The sequence below is a fragment of the Allobosea minatitlanensis genome (assembly GCF_964020775.1).
In genome coordinates this window covers 1554502-1575536 of the sequence record NZ_OZ224509.1, presented here as the reverse complement: position 1 = coordinate 1575536, position 21035 = coordinate 1554502, and the positions used below count along the sequence as shown (strand labels likewise).

General features: G+C 69.1%; 16 protein-coding genes. 10 read left to right on the top strand and 6 right to left on the bottom strand.

What is annotated here, in order from left to right; translation table 11 throughout:
* Window positions 1-7: 7 nt before the first annotated feature.
* From rfbA to ACWH43_RS07715, 5 genes are read right to left on the bottom strand one after another with little or no spacing between them, the layout of a single operon-like run.
* Window positions 8-880 carry a glucose-1-phosphate thymidylyltransferase RfbA gene (gene rfbA, locus ACWH43_RS07735; protein ID WP_158445169.1) on the bottom strand — a complete coding sequence of 291 codons (873 nt, stop codon included), beginning with the start codon at window positions 878-880 and terminating at the stop codon, window positions 8-10.
* Window positions 877-1797, bottom strand: a complete 921-nt coding sequence (rfbD, locus tag ACWH43_RS07730; protein WP_158445170.1) for a dTDP-4-dehydrorhamnose reductase — start codon at window positions 1795-1797, stop codon at window positions 877-879. Before rfbD ends, rfbA begins: the two co-directional genes overlap by 4 nt.
* Entirely contained in the window at window positions 1794-2795 is a 1002-nt protein-coding gene (locus ACWH43_RS07725; protein WP_158445171.1) for a glycosyltransferase, read from the bottom strand. The genes rfbD and ACWH43_RS07725 overlap by 4 nt, the downstream gene beginning before the upstream one ends.
* Window positions 2792-3559, bottom strand: coding sequence for an ABC transporter ATP-binding protein (locus ACWH43_RS07720; protein WP_158445172.1), 768 nt, complete (start codon window positions 3557-3559; stop codon window positions 2792-2794). Before ACWH43_RS07720 ends, ACWH43_RS07725 begins: the two co-directional genes overlap by 4 nt.
* 7 nt (window positions 3560-3566) lie before the next feature.
* Window positions 3567-4400 carry an ABC transporter permease gene (locus ACWH43_RS07715; protein WP_158445173.1) on the bottom strand — a complete coding sequence of 278 codons (834 nt, stop codon included), beginning with the start codon at window positions 4398-4400 and terminating at the stop codon, window positions 3567-3569.
* 213 nt (window positions 4401-4613) lie between these two features.
* On the opposite strand from ACWH43_RS07715, the gene rfbF reads away from it, so the two are divergent.
* Genes rfbF through ACWH43_RS07690 form a run of 5 tightly spaced genes read left to right on the top strand, consistent with a single transcriptional unit; the run spans window position 4614 to window position 10572 of the window.
* Window positions 4614-5393 (top strand): glucose-1-phosphate cytidylyltransferase, encoded by a 780-nt coding sequence (gene rfbF, locus ACWH43_RS07710; protein ID WP_158445174.1) that lies wholly within the window; start codon window positions 4614-4616, stop codon window positions 5391-5393.
* Entirely contained in the window at window positions 5378-6463 is a 1086-nt protein-coding gene (gene rfbG / locus ACWH43_RS07705; protein WP_260347726.1) for a CDP-glucose 4,6-dehydratase, read from the top strand. The genes rfbF and rfbG overlap by 16 nt, the downstream gene beginning before the upstream one ends.
* On the top strand, window positions 6463-7698 hold the full coding sequence (locus tag ACWH43_RS07700) for a class I SAM-dependent methyltransferase (RefSeq protein ID WP_158445175.1): 1236 nt from the start codon (window positions 6463-6465) through the stop codon (window positions 7696-7698). Before rfbG ends, ACWH43_RS07700 begins: the two co-directional genes overlap by 1 nt.
* Window positions 7695-8225: a dTDP-4-dehydrorhamnose 3,5-epimerase family protein gene (locus ACWH43_RS07695; RefSeq protein WP_158445176.1), complete on the top strand. Its 531-nt coding sequence runs from the start codon at window positions 7695-7697 to the stop codon at window positions 8223-8225. The genes ACWH43_RS07700 and ACWH43_RS07695 overlap by 4 nt, the downstream gene beginning before the upstream one ends.
* 28 nt (window positions 8226-8253) lie before the next feature.
* Window positions 8254-10572 carry a glycosyltransferase family 2 protein gene (locus ACWH43_RS07690; RefSeq protein ID WP_260347725.1) on the top strand — a complete coding sequence of 773 codons (2319 nt, stop codon included), beginning with the start codon at window positions 8254-8256 and terminating at the stop codon, window positions 10570-10572.
* A gap of 233 nt (window positions 10573-10805) precedes the next feature.
* Here the strand turns inward: ACWH43_RS07690 and bamA are convergent, their stop codons facing one another.
* Window positions 10806-13298 carry an outer membrane protein assembly factor BamA gene (gene bamA / locus ACWH43_RS07685; protein WP_158445178.1) on the bottom strand — a complete coding sequence of 831 codons (2493 nt, stop codon included), beginning with the start codon at window positions 13296-13298 and terminating at the stop codon, window positions 10806-10808.
* A gap of 481 nt (window positions 13299-13779) precedes the next feature.
* Here bamA and ACWH43_RS07680 point away from each other — a divergent pair, with 481 nt between their 5' ends.
* The 5 genes from ACWH43_RS07680 (at window position 13780) to ACWH43_RS07660 (ending at window position 21023) form a co-directional block, all read left to right on the top strand.
* The gene (locus tag ACWH43_RS07680) at window positions 13780-14508 is read left to right on the top strand and encodes a response regulator (RefSeq protein ID WP_158445188.1); all 729 of its coding nucleotides are present in this window, start codon (window positions 13780-13782) and stop codon (window positions 14506-14508) included.
* Window positions 14505-15830, top strand: coding sequence for an ATP-binding protein (locus ACWH43_RS07675; RefSeq protein WP_260347723.1), 1326 nt, complete (start codon window positions 14505-14507; stop codon window positions 15828-15830). The genes ACWH43_RS07680 and ACWH43_RS07675 overlap by 4 nt, the downstream gene beginning before the upstream one ends.
* A 319-nt stretch (window positions 15831-16149) precedes the next feature.
* Window positions 16150-17730 (top strand): efflux transporter outer membrane subunit, encoded by a 1581-nt coding sequence (locus ACWH43_RS07670; RefSeq protein ID WP_158445180.1) that lies wholly within the window; start codon window positions 16150-16152, stop codon window positions 17728-17730.
* Entirely contained in the window at window positions 17727-18956 is a 1230-nt protein-coding gene (locus ACWH43_RS07665; RefSeq protein ID WP_260347722.1) for an efflux RND transporter periplasmic adaptor subunit, read from the top strand. Before ACWH43_RS07670 ends, ACWH43_RS07665 begins: the two co-directional genes overlap by 4 nt.
* Window positions 18957-19061: 105 nt before the next feature.
* The gene (locus ACWH43_RS07660; protein ID WP_158445190.1) at window positions 19062-21023 is read left to right on the top strand and encodes a MacB family efflux pump subunit; all 1962 of its coding nucleotides are present in this window, start codon (window positions 19062-19064) and stop codon (window positions 21021-21023) included.
* Window positions 21024-21035 lie beyond the last annotated feature (12 nt).

The following is a 21035-nucleotide window of genomic DNA, read 5'->3' as shown; positions in this document are numbered from 1 at the left end:
CCCCGGTTCAGGCATGGTCGGCCGCGATCGCGAGCAGCTTGCGGCCATAATCCGTCCTGGCAAGGGCGGCGCCCTGTTCACGAAGCCGGGCGAGCGGGATGAAGCCCTGCCGGAAGGCGATTTCCTCGAGCCCGGCGACAAGCTGCCCCTGGCGCTTCTGGATGGTGCGGACGAACTCGCCCGCTTCCAGCAGGCTGTCATGCGTCCCCATGTCGAGCCAGGTATAGCCGCGCGACATGCGCTCCACATGGAGCTCGCCGGCGCGGAGATAGGCGGCGTTGACGTCGGTGATCTCCAGCTCGCCCCGCGGCGAAGGGCGAATGCCGGCAGCGATGTCCAAGACCCGGTTGTCGTAAAAATAGAGGCCGGTGACGGCCCAGGGCGATTGCGGCGCCTTCGGCTTCTCGTCGATCCGCAGCGCCCCGCCCTGCCCGTCGAGGGTGACGACGCCGTAGCGCTCCGGGTCTTCGACCGCATAGGCGAAGATCGTCGCGCCGCTCTGGCGGGCACGCGCGCGGGCAAGCATGCCTTCGAGCCCGGCGCCGAAGAAGATGTTGTCGCCCAGGACCAGCGCGACGCTGTCGTCGCCGACGAAGTCGCGTCCGATGACGAAGGCTTGCGCCAGCCCCTCGGGCCGTGGCTGCACGGCGTAGCTCAGCTTCAGGCCGAGGCTCGCCCCGTCCCCGAACAGCGCAACGTAGTTGGCGAGGTAGTCCGGCGCCGAGATCAGCAGGATCTCGTCGATTCCGGCCTGCATCAGCACGGAAACCGGATAGTAGATCATCGGCTTATCGTAGACGGGGAGGAGCTGCTTGTTGACGGCGAGCGTCGCGGGGTGGAGACGCGATCCGCTGCCCCCGGCCAGAACGATACCTTTCACGATGCCCTCGACGGGTTCAGGCGGTGCTGCGCCAGATGGGTGGCTGCCGGCCCGATCAGGCGATCGAGGGTGGCCTCGACATCGTCCGCGAACGCTCCGAGCGCGATGCCCTGGCGCGCGGCGAGCGTGCAGTCGAGTACGGCGTTGCATGGCCGCGCGGCCGCGGTCGCATGGGCGCTGGAGGGAACGGGGATCACCCTCGCCCACGGGCCGCCGCGCCGGCGGGCCGCATCGAGAATGAGCTGGGCCTGCTCGGCCCGGCTCAGCACGGTCTCGCCGGCCAGATGCAGCAATCCGCCGGGCAGCGTCCGGCCGATCAGGCGGGGCGCGAGCGCCAGCAGCGCATCCGCGAGGGCCGGCGCATAGGTCGGCTTGCCGCGCTGGTCCCCCGCGACCGTGAGCGTTTCGCGCCCCTGCGCCCAGCCGAGCAGGCGGGTCACGAAACTCTCGCCCCGCGGCCCGAAGACCCAGGAGGTCCGCACCACCAGCGCCGAAGGCAGCGCTTCGAGGACGGCCCGCTCGCCCGCCCGCTTCGAGGCCCCGTAGATATTGAGCGGGCGGGAGATGTCGGCTTCGCGATAGGCGCCTGCCTTCGCGCCGTCGAAAACGCAGTCCGTCGAGATGTGGATGAGGGGCAGGCCGGCGCGTGCGCAGGCCTTCGCCAGGGCGGCGGGGCCGTCCCGGTTGAGGGCGAAGGCCAGTTCCGGCTCGCTTTCCGCACGGTCGACCGCCGTATAGGCCGCCGCGTTGATCACGGCGGCAGGGCGGACCATGTCCAGCAGGCGCGCCGGCGCATCGGGCCGCGTCAGGTCGAACTCCGGCCGCCCGGCCGCGACGACGGCGCCGCATCCGCGCTCGGCCAGGGCTCCGGCGAGCTGGCCGCTGCGTCCGAGCACGAGGATGGTCGGCGCGCTCATGGCAGGCGCCGTCCCGGCGCCGCCGCGTCGGCCGCCGGCGAGCTCCGGGGCGCATCCATCCGCAGGCCGGGATCCCGCCAGGGAATCAGCGCGCGGTCGGGCGGCCCCATCCGTCCGAGCACGCCGTCGACGAGGCCGTTGGCCAGCGCCGTGATGCAATCGGACGAGAAGCGGTGATGGATCAGATGGGCCGCGAGCCTCACCGGCAGCGAGAGCAGGAACTTGGCTTTGTAGCGGACGGGAACATGCCGCAGGCGCAGCATGGCGAGCTGGTTGCGGACATAGGTGTAGAGGCGGCGCGACGGCTGGTCGGTCAGCAACAGGCCGAATGGCAGCCTGATGATGCCCTTGCCCAGGCTGTGCGGCATCGGCACCGCGGGATCGACCCAGATCGAATAGCCCGCGGCGCCGGCCCGCAGGCACCATTCGATGTCGATGGCGTCGATGAAGTAGTCGGCCCGGAAATCGCCGATCGCCGCCAGCGCGTCGAGGCGGATCAGCGAGCCGGACGAGATGACGAAGGAGGCGCGCAGAGGCTCCGTGCCGCTTGGCGGCACTCCCGTCCGCGTCGACAGCCGCATCGCCTTGCCTTGCAGGTCGATCGGCTGCGGCCCGACCACGGCGGCGCGCTCGCCGCGCGCGGCGAGGCGGCGATGGGTCGCGACCAGCGTCTCGACCGTGCCGGGACGGGGCGCGCTGTCCTGGTCGAGCAGCAGCAGGAACTCGTTTTCGGTCGCCTGCGCCAATGCGCGCAGGGCGTTGTAGGCGGCGCCGAGGCCGCGGTTGAGGGCCGGCCTCAGAACGACCAGCTCGGCCGCCCCCGCCGCCGCCGCGAGCCTCTGCTGCTCGTCTGCGCCGATCGGCGAGTTGGCATAGATGGCGACGATGGCGACCTCATCGGCCAGCGAGGCGACGAGACGCCGCAGCGCCTCGATCTGCGGACGATAGATGACGATGCCGGCCACGCAGGGCGCCCGGCCTCCGGCCAGCCTGTTCATGCCGATAATCTCCCGAGAACCGCAGGATGCGCGCTGGGCTGCAGCACCTGCTGCAAGGGCCCGTCGGCGACGAGGCGGCCGTGCTCGAGCCGCAGCGCACGGCTGCACAGGCTGGCGAGCAGGCTGTCGCTGTGCGAGGCGAGAACGAGGATGCCGGCCCGGGCCACGAAGGCCGCCAGCCGCGCCTGCGCCTTCTCCATGAAGGCCGCGTCGCCGGCGAGGATGCCTTCGTCGAGCAGCAGCACCTCCGGATCGACGCTGGTGCAGATCGCGAAGGACAGCCGCGTCTGCATGCCGGCCGAATAGGTGCGGATCGGCATGTCGAGGAAGCCGCCGAGCTCGCTGAAGGCTGCGATCTCGTCGATGCGGCATTCGATCTCGCGCCGGCTCAGCCCCAGATAAAGGCCGCGCAGGCGGATATTGTCGTAGCCGCTCGCCTCGCCGTCCATGCCCAGCCCGATGTCGAAGAGCGGGGCGACCTTGCCGCTGACGGCGACGCGGCCCGCCTGCGGCACATAGATGCCGGCCAGGACGCGCAGCAGCGTCGTCTTGCCGGCGCCGTTATGGCCGACGAGGGCGACGCGCTCGCCATGGGCGATGCGGATGTCGATGTCGCGCAGGGCCTCGATGCAGGTGCGCGAGCGGGCATCCGAGCCGATGCGCCCGCCGGTGGCGCTGCTGACGATGCGGTTGCGCAGGGAACGGGCGCTGCCGCCATAGAGCGGGAACTGCACGCTGACGCGGTCGAGGCGGATCGAGCTCATCGCCGCCTCAGAGCCAATAGGCCACGCGCCAGCGCAGCCTCGTATAGAAGGCGAAGGCGAGCCCGAGATTGAGCGCGGTGACGGCGAGCGCGACGGCGAAGCTGCCGAGCGGGACGCCCGCCCCGAGCAGCGGCGCCCGCACGATCTCGATCAGATGGAACAGCGGATTGAGCTCCGCCAGGATGCGCCGGTCGCCGAGATCGCCGGCACGCCACAGCACCGGCGTGACGAAGAGCAGCATTTGCGTCGCGTTGGCGACGAGGGGCATCACGTCGCGAAAACGCGCGCCGACGAGACCGAGCGTCACGCTCCAGCCGATGCCGTTGAGCAGCAGGAGCGCCAGGCCCGGCAGGGCCGCGAAGCCCGCCCAGCCCGGCCTCACCCCGCAGGCCGCGAGGACGATCAGGACGATCACCGCGTTATGGGCGAGGATGATCAGGTTGCGCCAGACGACGCGCAGCGCATGGATTCCGATCGGCGCCGGCATCTGCTTGATCGCCGCGGTCGCCGCCGTGAAGGTCGCGGCGCCCTCGTTGAGTAGGGCGGAGATCAGCGACCACAGCACCATGCCAACGGTGACATAGGGCAGATAGGCCACCACCGGCACGCGGAAGAGCGCCGCATAGGTGATGCCCAGCCCCGCGACGAAGACGGCGAGGCTGATCGTCACCCAGAAGGGGCCGAAGACCGAACGGCTGTAGCGCTGGCGCACATCGTACCAGCCCATGGTCAGCCATAATTCGGCGAGGCGCGCGGCCCGGGCGGCATCGGCGATCGCGTCCCGCCAGGGCCGGCTGTCGCGCGACTGCGCATCGTGAACGAACATGGCAGGGGTCGACACCCGCGGTCTCCTCGAACGGATATTTCCACATGCCGCCGATCGCGGAAGGCGATGTCGGATGGGTTGACAGGCTCAATAAGTGGGAATATTTCCCACGTCAACACCATGTGGGTAAATTTCTCACGACCCGCCGCGAGGCCCGGCACGGCCAGGAATGCAGAAGCGCCGGATGCCAAAGCGCAGGAACGCGGAAGCGCAGGAACACGGAAGAGAATGACGAAGATCAGGAAAGCGGTGATCCTGGCCGGCGGCCGCGGCACGCGGATCATGGAGGAATCGGAATATCGCCCGAAGCCGATGATCGAGATCGGCGGGAGGCCGATCATCTGGCACATCATGAAGCTGTATTCGCGCTACGGCATCGACGAATTCGTGATCTGCCTCGGCTACAAGGGCTATTTCCTGAAGGAGTATTTCGGGAACTACCTTCTCCACTCGTCGGACGTCACCTTCGACTTCACCTCCGGCGCGGTGACCACCCATGCCGGCCGCGCCGAGCCCTGGAAGGTCACGCTGGTCGACACCGGCCAGGAAACGATGACGGGCGGCCGCATCGCTCGCGTGAAGCCCTATCTGGAGGGCGAGAGCTTCTGCCTGACCTATGGCGACGGCGTCTCGGACGTGCCGATCGACCGGCTGATCGCCTTCCACGAGAGCCATGGCCGCGCCGCGACGGTGACGGCGGTGCGCCCGCCCGGCCGCTTCGGCGTGCTCGACCTCGACGGCAACGGCGTATCCGGCTTCCGCGAGAAGGCGCCGAGCGACACCGGCTTCATCAATGGCGGCTTCTTCGTGCTCTCGCCGCGCGCGCTCGACCGCATCGCGGGCGACGACACCGTCTGGGAGAGCGGCCCGATGGAGGGCCTCGCGCGCGACGGCGAGCTGATGGCCTACCCGCATGACGGCTTCTGGCAACCGATGGACACGCTGCGCGACAAGCGGCGGCTCGAGGAACTCTGGGAAACCGGCGAGGCACCATGGCGCGTCTGGTGAATCCCGATCCCGGCTTTTGGCGGGGGCGCCGCGTCCTCGTCACCGGCCATAGCGGCTTCAAGGGATCATGGCTCAGCCTGTGGCTGGCGCGGCTCGGCGCGCTGCCGCTCGGCCTGTCCCTGGCGGCGCAGGACGAAGCGGAAGCCGAGCGGCTCGGCTTTCTCGCCGGTCGCGTGACGCCCCTCGCCTGCGACCTGCGCGATGCCGGGGCAACGCGCTCCGCCCTGGCCGAGCTGGCGCCGGAAATCGTGCTGCATCTCGCCGCCCAGCCGCTGGTGAGACGGTCCTATCGCGACCCGCGCGAGACCTTCGAGACGAATGTCATGGGCACCCTGAACCTGCTCGAGGCGGTGCGCGCTCAGCCAAGCGTGCGATGCGTCCTGATCGCGACCAGCGACAAATGCTACGAGAACCGTGAATGGCCGTGGCCTTACCGGGAAACGGACCCGCTCGGCGGGCACGATCCCTACAGCGCGAGCAAGGCCTGCACGGAAATCGTCGTGGCGTCCTGGCGGGCTTCCTTCGCGGCCATGGCGGATCGCAACATCGCGATCGCGACGGCGCGGGCCGGCAACGTCATCGGCGGCGGCGACTGGGCGCAGGACAGGCTCGTCCCGGACGCCATCCGCGCCTTCGCCCAAAACCGCCCCGTGACGGTTCGCAGCTCCGGCGCGACCCGGCCCTGGCAGCATGTTCTCGATGCGCTGGGCGGCTATCTGCTGCTGGCCGAGCGGCTGCACGCAGATGCCGGCCGTTTCGCGCGGGCCTGGAATTTCGGCCCCGACGCCAACGCCGAACGCTCCGTTTCCGACGTTCTCGAGAGCCTGATCCAATTCTGGGACGAAAGCGCCTCCTGGAACAGCGCCGCGCCGGCCGATCTCCATGAGGCGCACCGGCTGACGCTCGATTCGAGCAGGGCCCGCCAGGAGCTGGGCTGGCGCCCGCGCCTGGACTTCGCCGCGGCGCTGGCGCTGACCGCCGAATGGTACCGGCGGCACCGTCTCGGAACGCCGGCCGCCGAACTCATCGCGGCCGATATCGACACTTACGAGAGCAGGGCCTTTCACTGATGACCCCATGCAAGTGCCGCTTCTGCAGCGCGCCTTTGACGACGATCTTCGCCGATCTCGGCATGACGCCGCTCGCCAACAGCTTTGTCGCGCCGGAAGACGCCGCCGAGCCGGAAGCCTTCTATCCCCTGCAGATCTATGTCTGCGACCTCTGCAAGCTGGTGCAGGCGCGCGATGTCGAGACGCCCGACGCGATCTTTACGGACTACGCCTATTTCTCCGGCTTTTCGCCGAGCTGGCTCGCCCATAGCGAGCGCTACGCGGCCGGAATGATCGGCCGTTTCGGCCTGTCGCAGGCGAGCAAGGTCGTCGAGGTCGCGAGCAATGACGGCTATCTGCTGCAGTTCTTCCAGCGCGCCGGCATTCCCGTGCTGGGCGTCGAGCCCGCGGCCAATGTCGCAGCGGCGGCGGAGCGCTGCGGAATCCCGACGCAGGTCCGCTTCTTCGGACGCGCCGCGGCGCGCGAGCTTGCCGCACAGGGCCACCGGGCCGATCTGATCGCGGCCAACAACGTCGTCGCCCATGTGCCCGACCTGAACGATTTCGTCGCCGGCTTCGAGATATTGCTCAAGCCGGACGGCGTCCTGACGCTGGAATTCCCGCATCTCCTGCGGATGCTGGCCGAGAACCAGTTCGACACGATCTATCACGAGCACTTCTCCTATTTCTCCTTCCTGGTGATCGAGCGCGTGCTCGCAGCCCATGGCCTCGCCGTCTTCGACGTCGAGCGCCTGCCGACGCATGGCGGCTCGCTGCGCGTCTATGCCGGCCATGCGAACGCCGGCGGCCGGCAGGCTTCCGAGGCGGTGGCCGCCTTGCGCAGCCAGGAGAAGGCGGAAGGCTGCGATGAGCTCGATGTCTACACCCGCTTCGCGCAGCGCATCGCCCAGACCAAATTCGCCCTTCTGGAATTCCTGATCGGCGCCAGGCGGGCCGGCAAGCGGGTTGCCGCCTATGGCGCCCCGGCCAAGGGCAACACCCTGCTCAATTACTGTGGCGTCGGACCGGAGCTGATCGATTTCACCGTCGATCGCAGCCCGCACAAGCAGGGCCGGCTCCTGCCCGGCACGCGCATCCCGGTGAAGGCGCCGGACGAGATCCTGAAGGCGAAGCCGGACTACCTGCTGATCCTGCCGTGGAATCTCAAGAACGAGATCATGGAGCAGATGGCGCCGCTGCGGAGCTGGGGCGGGCGCTTCGTCGTCCCGATCCCGGAGGTGGAGATCCTGGCGTGATCCTGACCGAGAGCCGCATCGCCGGCGTCTTCGTCGTCGACATCGCGCCGCAGGCGGATGAGCGCGGGCATTTCGCCCGCTGCTACTGCGCCGAGGTCTTCGGCCGGCATGGCATCCGCTTCGCGCCCGTGCAGTGCAACCTGTCCTTCAACCCGTATCGCGGCACGCTGCGCGGCCTGCATTACCAGGCCCCGCCGGTTCCCGATGCGAAGCTCGTCCGCTGCACGCGCGGCGCGATCTTCGATGTCGTGGTGGATCTGCGCCCCGGCTCGCCGACGCGGGGGGAATGGATCGGCGTCGAGCTCTCCGCGGATGACGGCCGGGCCCTCTTCGTTCCCGAAGGCTGCGCTCACGGCTTCCAGACGCTGCGTCCCGAGAGCGAGGTCTTCTACATGATGGGCGCTCCCTATCGCGCCGAGCTGGCCCGCGGGGCCCGCTGGAACGATCCGGCCTTCGGCATCGCCTGGCCCGAGCCGGCGCCGCGCCTGAACGCGCGGGACGCCGCCTACCCTAACCATCGCGCCTGACCTTCCTCCATCAGCGGCAATGCGAGACATGACGGAAATCCAGAACGCCGGAGCGAGCGACGCCGATGCCGGCCCCGCGACGCCCGGACATCCCGGCATCCTGCGCGCGCTCCTCGGGCGCCAGGCCGGGGTCCCCTTCTACCCGGCGGGGAAGCTGCGGCCGGACGTGACGGCCGGCCATTGGCGAAGCGACGGCTTCGATTGCTATTTCTACGCTCCGCTGCGCGCTCCGGCCGGCCTTCTTTCGATCCGCTTCGCGGCGACCCTGCCCGACGCCGGCGAAGACCATCACGATCGCTGGCGTCTGTATTTCGACATCGGCGAAGGGTTTCGCGAGGAGGACAGCCTCGCCATCCCCTTCAGCGGCGGCCGCATCGAGATCGCGACGATCATCGACCTGCCCGCCCCGGCGCGGGCCTTCCGGATCGACCCTTGCGAGACCCCCTGCCGTTTCGTGCTGCACGCGCTGGGGCTGTCCCCGCTCGCCGCGGCACCCTCCCATTCGCCGACGGTCCTCAACCAGATCGCGGATCTCCACCGCCGCGGCGTGCTCGGGCAAAAGCTGCTGCGGGCCGGCGGAATGCTGCTGCGGGGCGACTGGTCGGGCTTGCGGCAGCGGCTGGCGCCGGGCCGTCTGGGAGAGGCGGCCGCCTATGGCGATTGGCTGCAGCAGCGGGTGATGACGGAGGATCTGCGCTGGCGCTTCGTCGCCAAGAGCGCAGGGTTTCCGCTCAGGCCGTGCTTTTCCGTCATCATGCCGACCTTCAATTCGCCGCCGGCCTTTCTCGAAATGGCGATCGAATCCGTGCTGGCCCAGACCTATCCGGATTGGGAGCTGCTGGCCGTCGACGACGGCTCGACCGACCGGACCACCCGCCGCATCCTGGACAGGTTTTCCGCGCGCGATCCGCGGATCCGGCCGATCTTCCTGCCGGAGAACGGCGGCATAGCCCGCGCCAGCAACGCCGCCCTCGCACAGGCGGGCGGCGACTATGTCGCCTTGCTCGACCATGACGACCTGCTCGCCCCGCACGCCCTGCACGCCTTCGCCGCTGCGATCAACCGCGATCCGCGCGCCGACTGGCTCTATTCCGACGAAGACAAGATCGACGAGAAGGGCCGCCGCTCGGCCCCCTTCTTCAAGCCGGACTGGTCGCCGGCCTATTTCCTCTCCTGCATGTATAGCTGCCATCTCGGCGTCTACCGCACCAGCCTCGCCAAGAGCCTCGGCGGCTTCCGCCCGGACTATGATTTCGCGCAGGATTACGATCTGGCCCTGCGCTTCGCCGCGGCGACGCGGCATGTCGTCCACATCCCGGACATTCTCTATCACTGGCGGACGCTGCCCCAGTCGACCGCCTCCGGCAGCCAGGCCAAGCCCCGGGCCGAGCTGGCGGCCCGCAGGGCGGTGCAGGATTTCGTCGATCGCAGCCGCTATGGCGGCAGCGTCGTCGCCGGCCCGCTGCCGGGCACGCATCGCGTCCGCTTCGGCATCGTCGGCCAGCCGCTGGTCTCGATCGCCATTCCGACGGCGGGCCATCGCAGCGGGACCGCCGGCGAAAGCTGGTACGTGCTCGATCTCGTCCGCTCGATCCGCGAGAGGAGCACCTATCCCAACATCGAGATCGTGGTCGCCGAGAACGGCGATCTCGCGCCGGATCTGGAGCGCGCCCTCCGCAGCGAGAACGTGCGGCTCGTCCGCTACGAGAGCCAGCTCTTCAACCTCTCCGACAAGATGAACCTCCTGGCCGAGGCGGCGCGGGGCGACTATCTGCTCCTGCTCAACGACGACATCCGCGTCATCTCGCGCGGCTGGCTCGAGGAGATGCTGATGTGGTGCCAGCAGGACGGCATCTCCGGCGCCGGCGCAAAGCTGTTCTTTCCCGACGGGCGCATCCAGCATGCCGGCGTGCTGCTTCTCGGCCAGGGCCCCTCGCATCCCTATTACCTGCACCCCGCCTCGGAGATCGGCCAGGTTTGCTCGGCGGTCGTTCCGCGCGACTACAGCGCCGTCACGGGCGCCTGCGTAATGGTGAGGCGCGCGGATTTCCTTGCCATCGGCGGTTTCGATCCCGCCTACCGGATCAACTACAACGATATCGATTTCTGCCTGCGGTTGAACGTCCATACCGGCGGGCATTTCGTCTTCACGCCCTATGCCTGCCTGGAGCACCACGAGTCGGTCAGCCGCCCGGAACCCGCGCCGGACGAGCTGCGCAGGTTCAACCGGCAATGGGCGCATCTCGTCGGGCTGGACCCCTTCTACAATATCAACCTGTCGCAGAATGCGGCCTGCTTTCGGGTGAATCACCAGAGCCCGCCGCTCGAGGCCCTGTACGATCTGTAGGACGGGAACGGGCCCGCTCCGCAACCGATGCCCCGGCGGGCCGGCTCCCGGGAGGAGAGCATCGGAGCGGCCTGGATTACGGGCGCAGCCGGGCCTTTTGTCGCGCGCGCGGGCGACAGCCGCGACCGCGGTTTCGGCATGTCCCGGCCGCGCCGGATCTGGCGGACCGGATCAGGGCGACGCTCGGCGGCCCGCGCACCGTCGAGCCTGGCGAAGCCGAGGCTCCGGGCCGATCAGAACTGCGTGCCGCCGGAGAAGCGGAAGGCCTGCAGCTTGTCGCCGCCGTAGCGGATGCCGGTCGCCGGGTCTTTCCAGCCATCGTCCTTGGTCAGCGCATAGGCATAGTCGAAGCGGATCGGACCCAGCGGCGACTGCCAGAGGATGGAAGCGCCGATCGAGGATCGGATCGTCTTGCTGTCGCGCACGCAGGCGACGCTGGACTGATAGCTCGAATTCGTCGTGACATTGAACTGGCGGGCCTGGGAGCCGCTCGGACAGCCGGCATAGCTGGAGCTCGAGCCGCCGTCGTAATCGAACAGCGTGCCGGCATCGGCGAAGATCGCGCCGCGCAGGCCGATGTCGCGCGGCAGGCCCCAGATCGGAAACTGCACCTCCAGCGTGCCGCCGACATAGGTCGTGCCGCCGAGCGCCGTGCCGGTCAGGACATCGCGCGGCCCGATACCGCTCGACGCGAAGCCGCGCACCAGGGACGGCCCCATGGAATAGTGGTCGACCATCCGCAGATTGCCGCTCGTCGCCTGGACATGACCGCCCTGCAGCCGGACGAAGCCGACGACGTCGTCCATCAGCTCGCGGTAATAGCGGGCATCCGCTGCGACGCGCAGGAACTTGGAATCGCCGCCGAGGCCGGCATATTCCGGCTTCAGCTCGGCGATGAAGCCGTTGCGCGGGTTCAGCCGGTTGTCGAGCGAATTGTAGTTCAGGTTGAGGCCGACGAGCGAGGTCAGGGAACTGCCCTGCGCTTCCTTGATCGCGACCGAGGCCTCGCCATTGGTCACGCAGTTGTAGACCGAGCTTTCCGCGGTCGCCCCCGCGGTGCCCGGGGTGATGCCCGTCAGCGCATTGGTGCAGTCGTTATAGGGATAGCTGCTGGTATTCGGCACCTTGATCTGCGTGGTGTAGAGCGCATAGCGCGGCGTGATCGAGAACTCTTCCGTGATCGGGAAGGTGAAGCGAACCTGACCGCCGGTCACGCGGCTGGCATAGCGGTTGGTGCTGTAATAATCGTTGTATTTCGAGAACAGGTCGATGCCCGCCGCCACGCGGTAGCCGAGGAAATACGGCTCGGTGAAGGAGAAATCGATGCCCTTGGTCCGTTCGCCCAGCGTCCCGGCGATGCGGACGAACTGACCGCGGCCGAGGAAGTTCGATTCCGACAGCGAGACCTCGCCGATGATGCCGTCCGAGGTCGAGTAGCCGCCGGCGATCGAGAAGGAGCCGGTCGCCTTGTCCTCGACGTCGATGTCGATCACGACGCGGTCGGGCGCCGAGCCCGGCTCGTTGGTGATGCGGACCTTGCTGAAGAAGCCGAGATTGTTCAGGCGCCGCTCGGCGCGGTCGATCATCACCTTGTTGTAGGCATCGCCCTCGCCGAGATCGAGTTCGCGGCGGATGACGTCGTCGCGCGTCCGCGTATTGCCGCGGACATTGATGCGCTCGACGAAAACCCGCGGGCCCTCGTCGACGACATAGGTGATGCCGATCAGGTGGCCGGCCGCGTCGCGGTCGCCGCGCGGGCGGACCTGCGCGAAGGGGTGGCCGCGGCGGGAGAGGTCCGTCGTGATCGCGACGAGCGATTTCTCGACCGCCTCGTTGTCGTAGATGTCCCCGCCGGAGGTCGCGACGTAACGGCGCAGGGCCTTGTCGTCGACGCCCGGCACCGAGGACACCACGCTGACCTCGCCGACCTTGTATTGCGGGCCTTCCTCGACCTGGATGTCGACCACCCAGCCGCCGGCCGCCTCGTCGAAGCGGGCGCTGCTGTTGACGATCTGGAAGTCGGCATAGCCGTTCTTCAGGTAGAAGCGGCGGATCAGGTCGAGATCGGAATTGATCCGGTCCGGATCGTAGACGTCGGAGGTCTTGACCCAGCTCAGGAAGTTCGACTCCGTCGAGCTCATCAACCCACGCAGGCGCCCCGCCGAATAGGCGCTGTTGCCGGTGAAGTTGATCGACTTGATGCCGGTCTTGCCGCTCTCGCTGATGGTGAAGACCACGTCCTGGCGGCCGTTCGGCAGCGGGACGGTGCGGCCGCTGACGGAGGACAGACCGTAGCCGGCGCGGCGATAGGCCTCGTGCAGGCGCTCGACGTCCGAATTGATGAGGTCCTGGCTGAGCGGGCCGCCGGCCTTGGACTGCACCAGCGGCGCAAGCTGGTCGCCCTTCAGGCGCCGGTTGCCCTCGAAGGCGACGCGGTTGATCCTGTTGTGCTCGCTGATCGTGACGACGGTCCGGCTGCCCTGCCGCTTCACCTCGACGCTGCCGAACAGGCCGGTCGCGTTCAAGCGTTCCCGGATCTGGTCAGGCGTCTCCGCCTGCCAGTCCCCCGCCATCTGGCGGATGGCTTCGGCATCGACGGTGCGGTTGCCCCGAACGACGATCGACTGCGCCGACGCCGCGGCAGGCCCGCAAACGGCCAGGATGCCGGCGAGGCCGCAGCGCGGAAGGCCGGGATAACGGTGTTTGCGCGGAGCGGAGGATGTCATCGGCAAGGCCCACGTATCGGCGACGTTGGCCTCTGCTAATATACCGAGCAGGTCGGGATGATGGCAGGCTCATTTCCATTTGTATCCCGATAAAATACATATCAATCTGAGTTTTCATAAATCAGAGCATTCCGTTACTCTATTGATCGCACGATATCGAAGCCGGTCTCGGCGCATTGCGCCACCGGGGTCGCCCTTCAACCATTTTCCCGGCGGCGTAACCGTTGCGAAACAAATCGACACAGCCGCGAAACCTTTACCCGCTACGCCAGAAACACATCGCGGCTATCAGGCATCCTGCGGTCGCCGGTCTCAACGGCGATGCCCGCCGCCATGCCGGGTTCGATGGTCCCGCCGGGGCCGGAAACGGGGCATCGGCGTTGTGCCTGTTGCGGCGAACGGCCTTGGCGTTGCCTGTCCTGCAATTCCTTGATGACGAGCGACCCTGTTTCACGGTGAGATTGCGAGATTGATCGAGCTTTTGGACAGGACAGTGAGCACAACCGCGCATATCCTCATCGTCGAGGACGACCACGAGATCAGCGCGCTGGTCTCGCGCTATCTCTCCCAGAACGATCTGCGCAGCGCGATCGCGCGCGACGGCGCCGAGATGGACCGTGCCCTTCAGGCCAATCGCTTCGACCTGATCGTCCTCGACCTCAACCTGCCCGGCGAGGACGGGCTGTCGATATGCCGGCGGCTGCGGGCGAGCCATTCCGTGCCGATCATCATGCTGACCGCGCGCAGCGAGGATGTCGATCGCATCATCGGCCTCGAAATGGGCGCGGACGACTATCTCGGCAAGCCCTTCAACCCGCGCGAGCTGCTGGCGCGGATCCGCGCGGTGCTGCGCCGCCGGCAGGGCGGCCGGACGGAACCGGACGAGCATCCCGGCAGCTTCGTCTTCCAGGGCTGGACGCTCAACGCCGGCAGCCGGCAATTGACCAATCCCGACAATGTCCGCGTCGCCGTCACCGGGGCGGAGTTCGACCTGCTGCGCGTCTTCTGCGAGCGGCCCGGGCGGGTTCTGTCGCGCGACATCCTGCTCGACCTGACGCAGGGGCGGACCGCCGCGCCCTTCGAACGCAGCATCGACATCCTGATCAGCCGCCTGCGGCAGAAGATCGAGAAGGAGCCGCGCGACCCCGAGCTGATCCGCACGATCCGCTCGGGCGGCTACCTGTTCACCCCTGCGGTCGAGCGGCGATGAGGCGATTTCTCCGCCTGCCGGGACGCATCGGCAGCCAGATCGCGCTGCTCGTGGTCTGCATCATCGCCGTGCTCCACCTGATCCTCGGCGTCACGCTGTTCCTGCAGGCGCCGCGCGAAAGGCCCGGACCGCCAATACTGGAGACGATGTCGACCATCGTCCGGGTCATCGCCCGGACCGCGCCGGAGCAGCGCCCGGACGTGATCGCCTCCGCCAACGCGGCCGATGCGCGCTTCCGCTTCGGGCTCGACGGGCAGGGCCGGCCCGAAGCGGCGGAAGGCACGTTTCGTCCCGAGGACGACGCCTTCGCCCGAAGGCTCGGCCCCGGCTTCAGCGTGGCGCTGCGGGAGGCTCCGGCGCCCGGCAGCCCGCCGCGCCGCTTCCTGATCGGGCTGCCCGACGGCGCGGCGCTGAACGCCGAGATCGCCGCGGGCGAGGCGGAGATGCTGCCGCCCCGCCCCGTCTCGATCCTGCTCGTCGCGACCGTCATCCTGATCGGCCTCAATGTCGGCGCGCTGTCGCTCTGGGCCTCGCGCGGGATCACGGCGCCGCTCGCCCGCTTCGCCGCGGCCGCGGAAGAGTTCTCGATCGACCGCGACCCCTCCCCCCTGCGCGAGGAGGGGCCGGAGGAGGTCCGCACCGCCGCCCGCGCTCTGAACCGCCTGCGCGACCGCATCCATGCGATGTTCGCCGACCGCACGCGCATGCTGGCCGCGGTGGGCCACGACCTGCGCACGCCGATCACGCGGATGCGGCTGCGCGTCGAGTTCATCGAGGACGAGGCGCTGCGCGCCCAGTTCACCCGCGACCTCGAGCATATGGACGCCATGGTGCAGGGCGCGCTCTCCTATCTGCGCGATGCCAACCACAGCGAGCAGCACGCGGCCTTCGATCTTTCGAGCCTGCTGCAGACCGTCGCCGACGAATTCGCCGATATGGGACACGACATCCGCTACGAGGGGCCGCGGCAGGTCGTCGCCATCGGGCATCCGCAGCAATTCGAGCGGGCTCTGACCAATCTCGCGGAGAACGCGGTCCGCTACGGGCGGGAAGCCGTCATCCGGCTGCGCCGGGAGGACGGCGCGACCGTGATCGAGGTGGCCGATGACGGGCCGGGCATTCCGGAAGCGGACCGGCAGCGGCTGCTCGAACCCTTCATGCGCGGCGACGATGCGCGCGGACGGGTCGATTCCGAGGGATTCGGCCTCGGCCTCTCGATCGCCCAGGCCGTCGTCGCCGGGCACCGGGGCAGCCTGACGCTGACGCAGAACCAGCCGCGCGGCCTGCTCGTGCGCATCACCCTGCCGCAGCCCGAAGGCTGATCCGGCGGAACCGCGCCGGCATTCCGGGGCGATGCGCGGGCTCCGAGGCCTACAACTTTCTATACACCCGAAACATTCGGCAACATTGGCGCCGGCATTTCGCCGAACAGCCTCTGCACGGTCCCGCCCATCACAACGGGAATGCCATGCTTGCCATCCTTCGCAACCCCCGCGGGCCGGTCCCTGCCGCGGCGTCCGCCGCCATGCTCGCGGCGCCCGGCCGGGCCGCCATGAGCCGTGCGGAGGCTCCTGAAACCCGCGAGCCTACGATGCCGGCCGCGCCGCAGGACGGCGCCTCGGGAAAGCGCGCGGCGACCCGATGACTCCGATCTCCGCCGCCTTTTCCTGCCGCTGCGCGGCACAGCCGCGCGTTGCCGCCCGCTCGCCTTTGCCGGCGGGCTGGCGGCTGGCCGGCCTCCTGCTTTCGGCCGCCCTTCTCGCCGGCTGCGTCGTCGGTCCCGACTACCAGAAGCCCGTGCTCGCGCTTCCGTTGGCCTGGGGACAGGCGAAAGCCGCCAAGCCGGCGAAGCCGCCGGCCCTGGCCGCGTGGTGGCGCCGTTTGAACGACCCGCTGCTCGACGCGCTGATCCGGGAGGCGGTCGCCGGCAATCTCGACGTAGCGACCGCCAAGGCGAAGATCCGCGAGGCCCGGGCGAGCTATCGGCAGGCGGTCGGCGCCCTGTTCCCCACGGTCGACGGGTCGGGTTCGGCGACGCGCGCCAAGAGCGTTTCCGCCGGCTCGGGCTCGATCGCGACCGGCAACCAGTTCCAGGCCGGGCTGGATGCGAGCTGGGAGCTCGATCTCTTCGGCGCCAACAAGCGCGCCGTCGAAGCCGCGCGCTACGGCATGGACGCCTCCGAGGAGGAGCTGCGCGCGACGCTGCTGACCCTGATCGGCGACGTCGCCTCCAACTATGTCCAGGCACGCGGCTATCAGGCCCGCATCGCGCTGGCGCGCCGGACCGCGGCCTCGCAGCGCGAGACGGCGGCGCTGACCCGCACGAAATTCGAGGCCGGCGCCTCCTCGGCCGTCGATGTCGCCAATGCGGCGGGCCAGGCGGCGACGACCGAGGCCAACATCCCCGATCTCCAATCCGCCCATGCCGAAGCCGTGCACCGGCTTTCCGTCCTGACCGGCCGGGCCCCGGCCGCGCTGAGCAGGCGGCTCGGCAAGCCCGGCGCCATTCCCCGGCCCCGGCTGCCGATCCCGACCGGCGTCCCCGCCGACCTTCTCGCCAGCCGGCCCGATATCCGGCTGGCCGAGCGGCAATATGCGCAATCCACCGCCAAGATCGGGCAGGCGCAGGCGGCGCGCTATCCGAGCGTCAGCCTGACCGGCAGCATCGCCACCACCGGCACCCGGCTCGGCGATCTCGGCAAGAGCTCCTCGATAAGCTGGTCCTTCGGGCCGACGCTCACCGTGCCGATCTTCAATGGCGGCCAGCTCAAGGCGGCCGTCGAGGTCGCCGAGGCGCAGCGGGACCAGTCCTTCCTGGCCTATCGCTCATCCGTGCTGAGCGCGCTCGAAGACGTCGAGAACGCGATCGTGTCACTGGCGCAGGAGCGCATCAAGAGCGCCAGGCTCGCGGTCTCGGTCGCGAATTATCGCGAGGCGGCCTCGCTCGGCCGCTCGCTCTACCGCGCCGGCACGCAAAGCTTCCTCGACCTGCTCGAGGCGGAACGCTCGCTCTATTCGGCCGAGGATTCGCTGATCGCGAGCCAGGTCGCCGTCGCCACCGACTACATCGCCCTGAACAAGGCCCTCGGCGGCGGCTGGAGCGGGACGATCGACAGCGGAAAGCCGGAGATCGTCGACATCGCCACAGGCCCGCATCTCGCGACCCCCGAGCAGTTCGGAGCGGCGGCGGAAGCCTCCCCGCCGCACGGTGCGGACCGGTGACGCCCACCCGCATGCTGATCGCCCTCGCCGGTCTGGCCGCCCTCGGTTTCGGCGGCTCCCTGGCATGGCAGCGGCTCGGGGCGAGCCCGGCGCCGGCGCAGATGACGGCGCCGGTCCAGCGCGGCGACGTCGAGGAGACGGTGCTGGCGACCGGTACCCTGAAGCCGGTCAGGCTGGTCGCGGTCGGTGCGCAGGTGTCCGGCCGGATCACCGCCGTCAAGGTCTCGGCCGGCCAGTCCGTCAGGGCCGGGGATCTGATCGCCGAGATCGATTCCGTGACCCAGAGGAACAGCCTGCGCACGGCGGAGGCCGCCCTGGCCAATGTCAGGGCTCAGCTCGCCGAGAAGCAGGCCACGCTGGTCCTCAACCGCCAGACATTGGCGCGGCACACCCGGATGATCGACCGACGGGCGGTCTCGCAGGCGGATTTCGAGAGCGCGGACGCCGCGGTCAAGGTCACGCAGGCCCAGATCGAGGCGCTGCAGGCCCAGATCATCGAGGCAGAGGTCGCGGTCGAGACCGCGCGGGCCAATCTCGGCTATACCCGGATCACCGCGCCGATCAACGGCACGGTCCTGTCGCTGGTCAGCCAGCAGGGTCAGACGGTGAACGCCGCACAGTCGGCGCCGACCATCGTCATTCTCGGCCAGCTCGACACCATGACGGTGCGCACGGAGATCTCCGAGGCCGACGTCACCCGGGTCAAGCCCGGCCTGCCGCTCTATTTCACTATCATCGGGGAACCCGGACGCCGCTACGAGGCGAGGCTCACCTCCATCGAGCCGGCGCCGGAATCGATCCGCAACGACAGCAGCTTCAGCGCGTCCACCACTTCCGGCTCCTCGACCTCCTCGAGCAGCAGCTCGGCCTCGTCGAACGCGATCTACTATTACGGCCTGTTCGACGTCCCGAACGGCGACGGAAGGCTGCGGACCTATATGACGGCCGAGGTCCGCATCATCCTCGGCGAGGCCAAGAACGTCCTGACGGTCCCCTCCGCCGCGCTCGGCGCGGCCGATGCCGAGGGCCGCTACCCGGTCACCGTGCTGGGGGCGGACGGGACGGCGGCGATCCGCAAGGTCGAGATCGGCCTCAACAACAAGATCACCGCCGAAGTCCGGGCCGGCCTCGCCGAGGGCGAGCGGGTCGTCACCGGGGAACAGCCGGCGCAGGCCGCTTCGGCCGCCGCGCGCGGCCCGGGCGGCCCGCCGCCGATGGGGCTCTGAGAGCAGTTTCGAGCGAAGTGGACACCGGTTCGCGTGAAGACGATGCGACACAGCGAGATCCTGGAGGAGTTCCGCGATCCGGAGATCCCGGCGGCTGCCCCGGGCATGGCCGCGCCGCTCATCGCCCTTGCCGGCGTCGGGCGCGACTATCCCTCGGGCGATGCACGGATCGCCGTGCTGAAGGCTATCGATCTCGTCATCCGGGCCGGCGAGAAGGTCGCGATCGTCGGCGCCTCGGGCTCCGGCAAGTCGACATTGATGAACATACTGGGCTGCCTCGACCGGCCGACGGCGGGCCGCTACAGCATTTCCGGCCGCGAGACCGCCGCGCTGGACGGCGACGCGCTGGCCGCGCTCAGGCGCGAGCATTTCGGCTTCATCTTCCAGCGCTATCACCTGCTCGACGAGCTGACGGCCCTCGGCAATGTCGAAATCCCGGCGGTCTACGCCGGCCGCAGCCGCGACGACCGGCGCCGCGGCGCGCTCGCCCTGCTGGAGCGCCTCGGCATGGCCGACCGCACCCATCACCGGCCGGGGCAGCTCTCGGGCGGCCAGCAGCAGCGCGTCAGCATCGCCCGCGCCCTGATGAACGATGCCGAGGTCATCCTCGCCGACGAGCCGACCGGCGCGCTCGACAGCCATAGCGGCGAGGAGGTGCTGCGCATCCTCGACGCGCTGCATGCCGAAGGGCGCACCGTCGTCATCGTCACCCACGACATGGCGATCGCGAGGCGGGCCGAGCGCATCATCGAGATCGCCGACGGCGCGATCGTCTCCGACACGGTCAAGGGGGCTGCGCCGGCGCCGCGGACCGCCGCGGCGAGCCCGAAGCCGGTGCCCGCGGGGCGGGCGCCGCTCAGGGCGAGGCTCGACCGCTTCCGGGAAGCCTTCCGCATGGCGCTGTTCGCGATGCGGGCGCACAAGCTGCGCACCTTCCTGACCATGCTCGGCATCATCATCGGCATCGCCTCGGTGGTCAGCGTCGTGGCGCTCGGGCAAGGCTCGCAGCAGCGGGTGCTGGCCAATATCTCCAGCCTCGGCACGAACACGCTGGAGATCTTCGCGGGCAAGGATTTCGGCGATCTGCGGTCGGGCAAGATCACCACGCTCGTCGCCTCCGACGCGGCCGAGCTGGCGAAGCAGCCCTATGTCGCCGCCGTCACGCCGACGGTCTCGACCTCCAGCACCATCCGCTTCGGCGCCACCGAGACGAGCGCGCTGGTCAACGGCGTCGGCGAGCAGTATTTCGCGGCAACCGGCATGACGCTGTCGCAGGGGCGCTTCTTCGACGCCGCGAGCGTGGGCGACATCGCGCAGGTCGCCGTGATTGACCAGAATGCCCGGACGGCGCTGTTTCCCGGCGGCGCGGCGAGCCCCGTAGGCCAGGTGATCCTGGCGGGAAAGGTGCCGGTCCGCGTCATCGGCGTGGTGCAGGCGCGGCAGGGCGGCTTCGGGTCGAGCCAGAACCCCTCGCTCTACATCCCCTACACCACCGCACAGACCCGCTTCCTGGGAAGCAGCTCCCTGCGCAGCATCACGGTCAGGGTGAGCGACGCGGTCACGACCGCCCTCGCCGAGCAGGCGGTGACGCGGTTCCTCACCCAGCGGCACGGGACGAAGGACTTCTTCATCCTCAACACCGACGACATCCGCCGGACCATCACCAGCACCAACCGGACCATGACCCTGCTGATCGCGGCGATCGCGGTCATATCGCTCATCGTCGGCGGCATCGGCGTGATGAACATCATGCTCGTCTCGGTCACGGAGCGCGTCTCGGAGATCGGCGTGCGCATGGCGGTGGGCGCCCGCCAGAGCGATATCCTCCAGCAATTCCTGATCGAGGCCGTCCTCGTCTGCCTGATCGGCGGGGTGCTCGGCATCGTCGCGGCGCTCGGGCTGGGGGTCGTTCTCGACGCTCTCGGCACCGGCTTCTCGCTGATCTATTCGACCGCCTCCATCGTGATCTCGTTCCTCTGCGCCTGCCTGATCGGCGTGGCCTTCGGCTTCCTGCCGGCCCGCAACGCCTCCCGGCTCGATCCGGTGGCGGCGTTGGCGAAGGGTTGATCGCGATGCGGG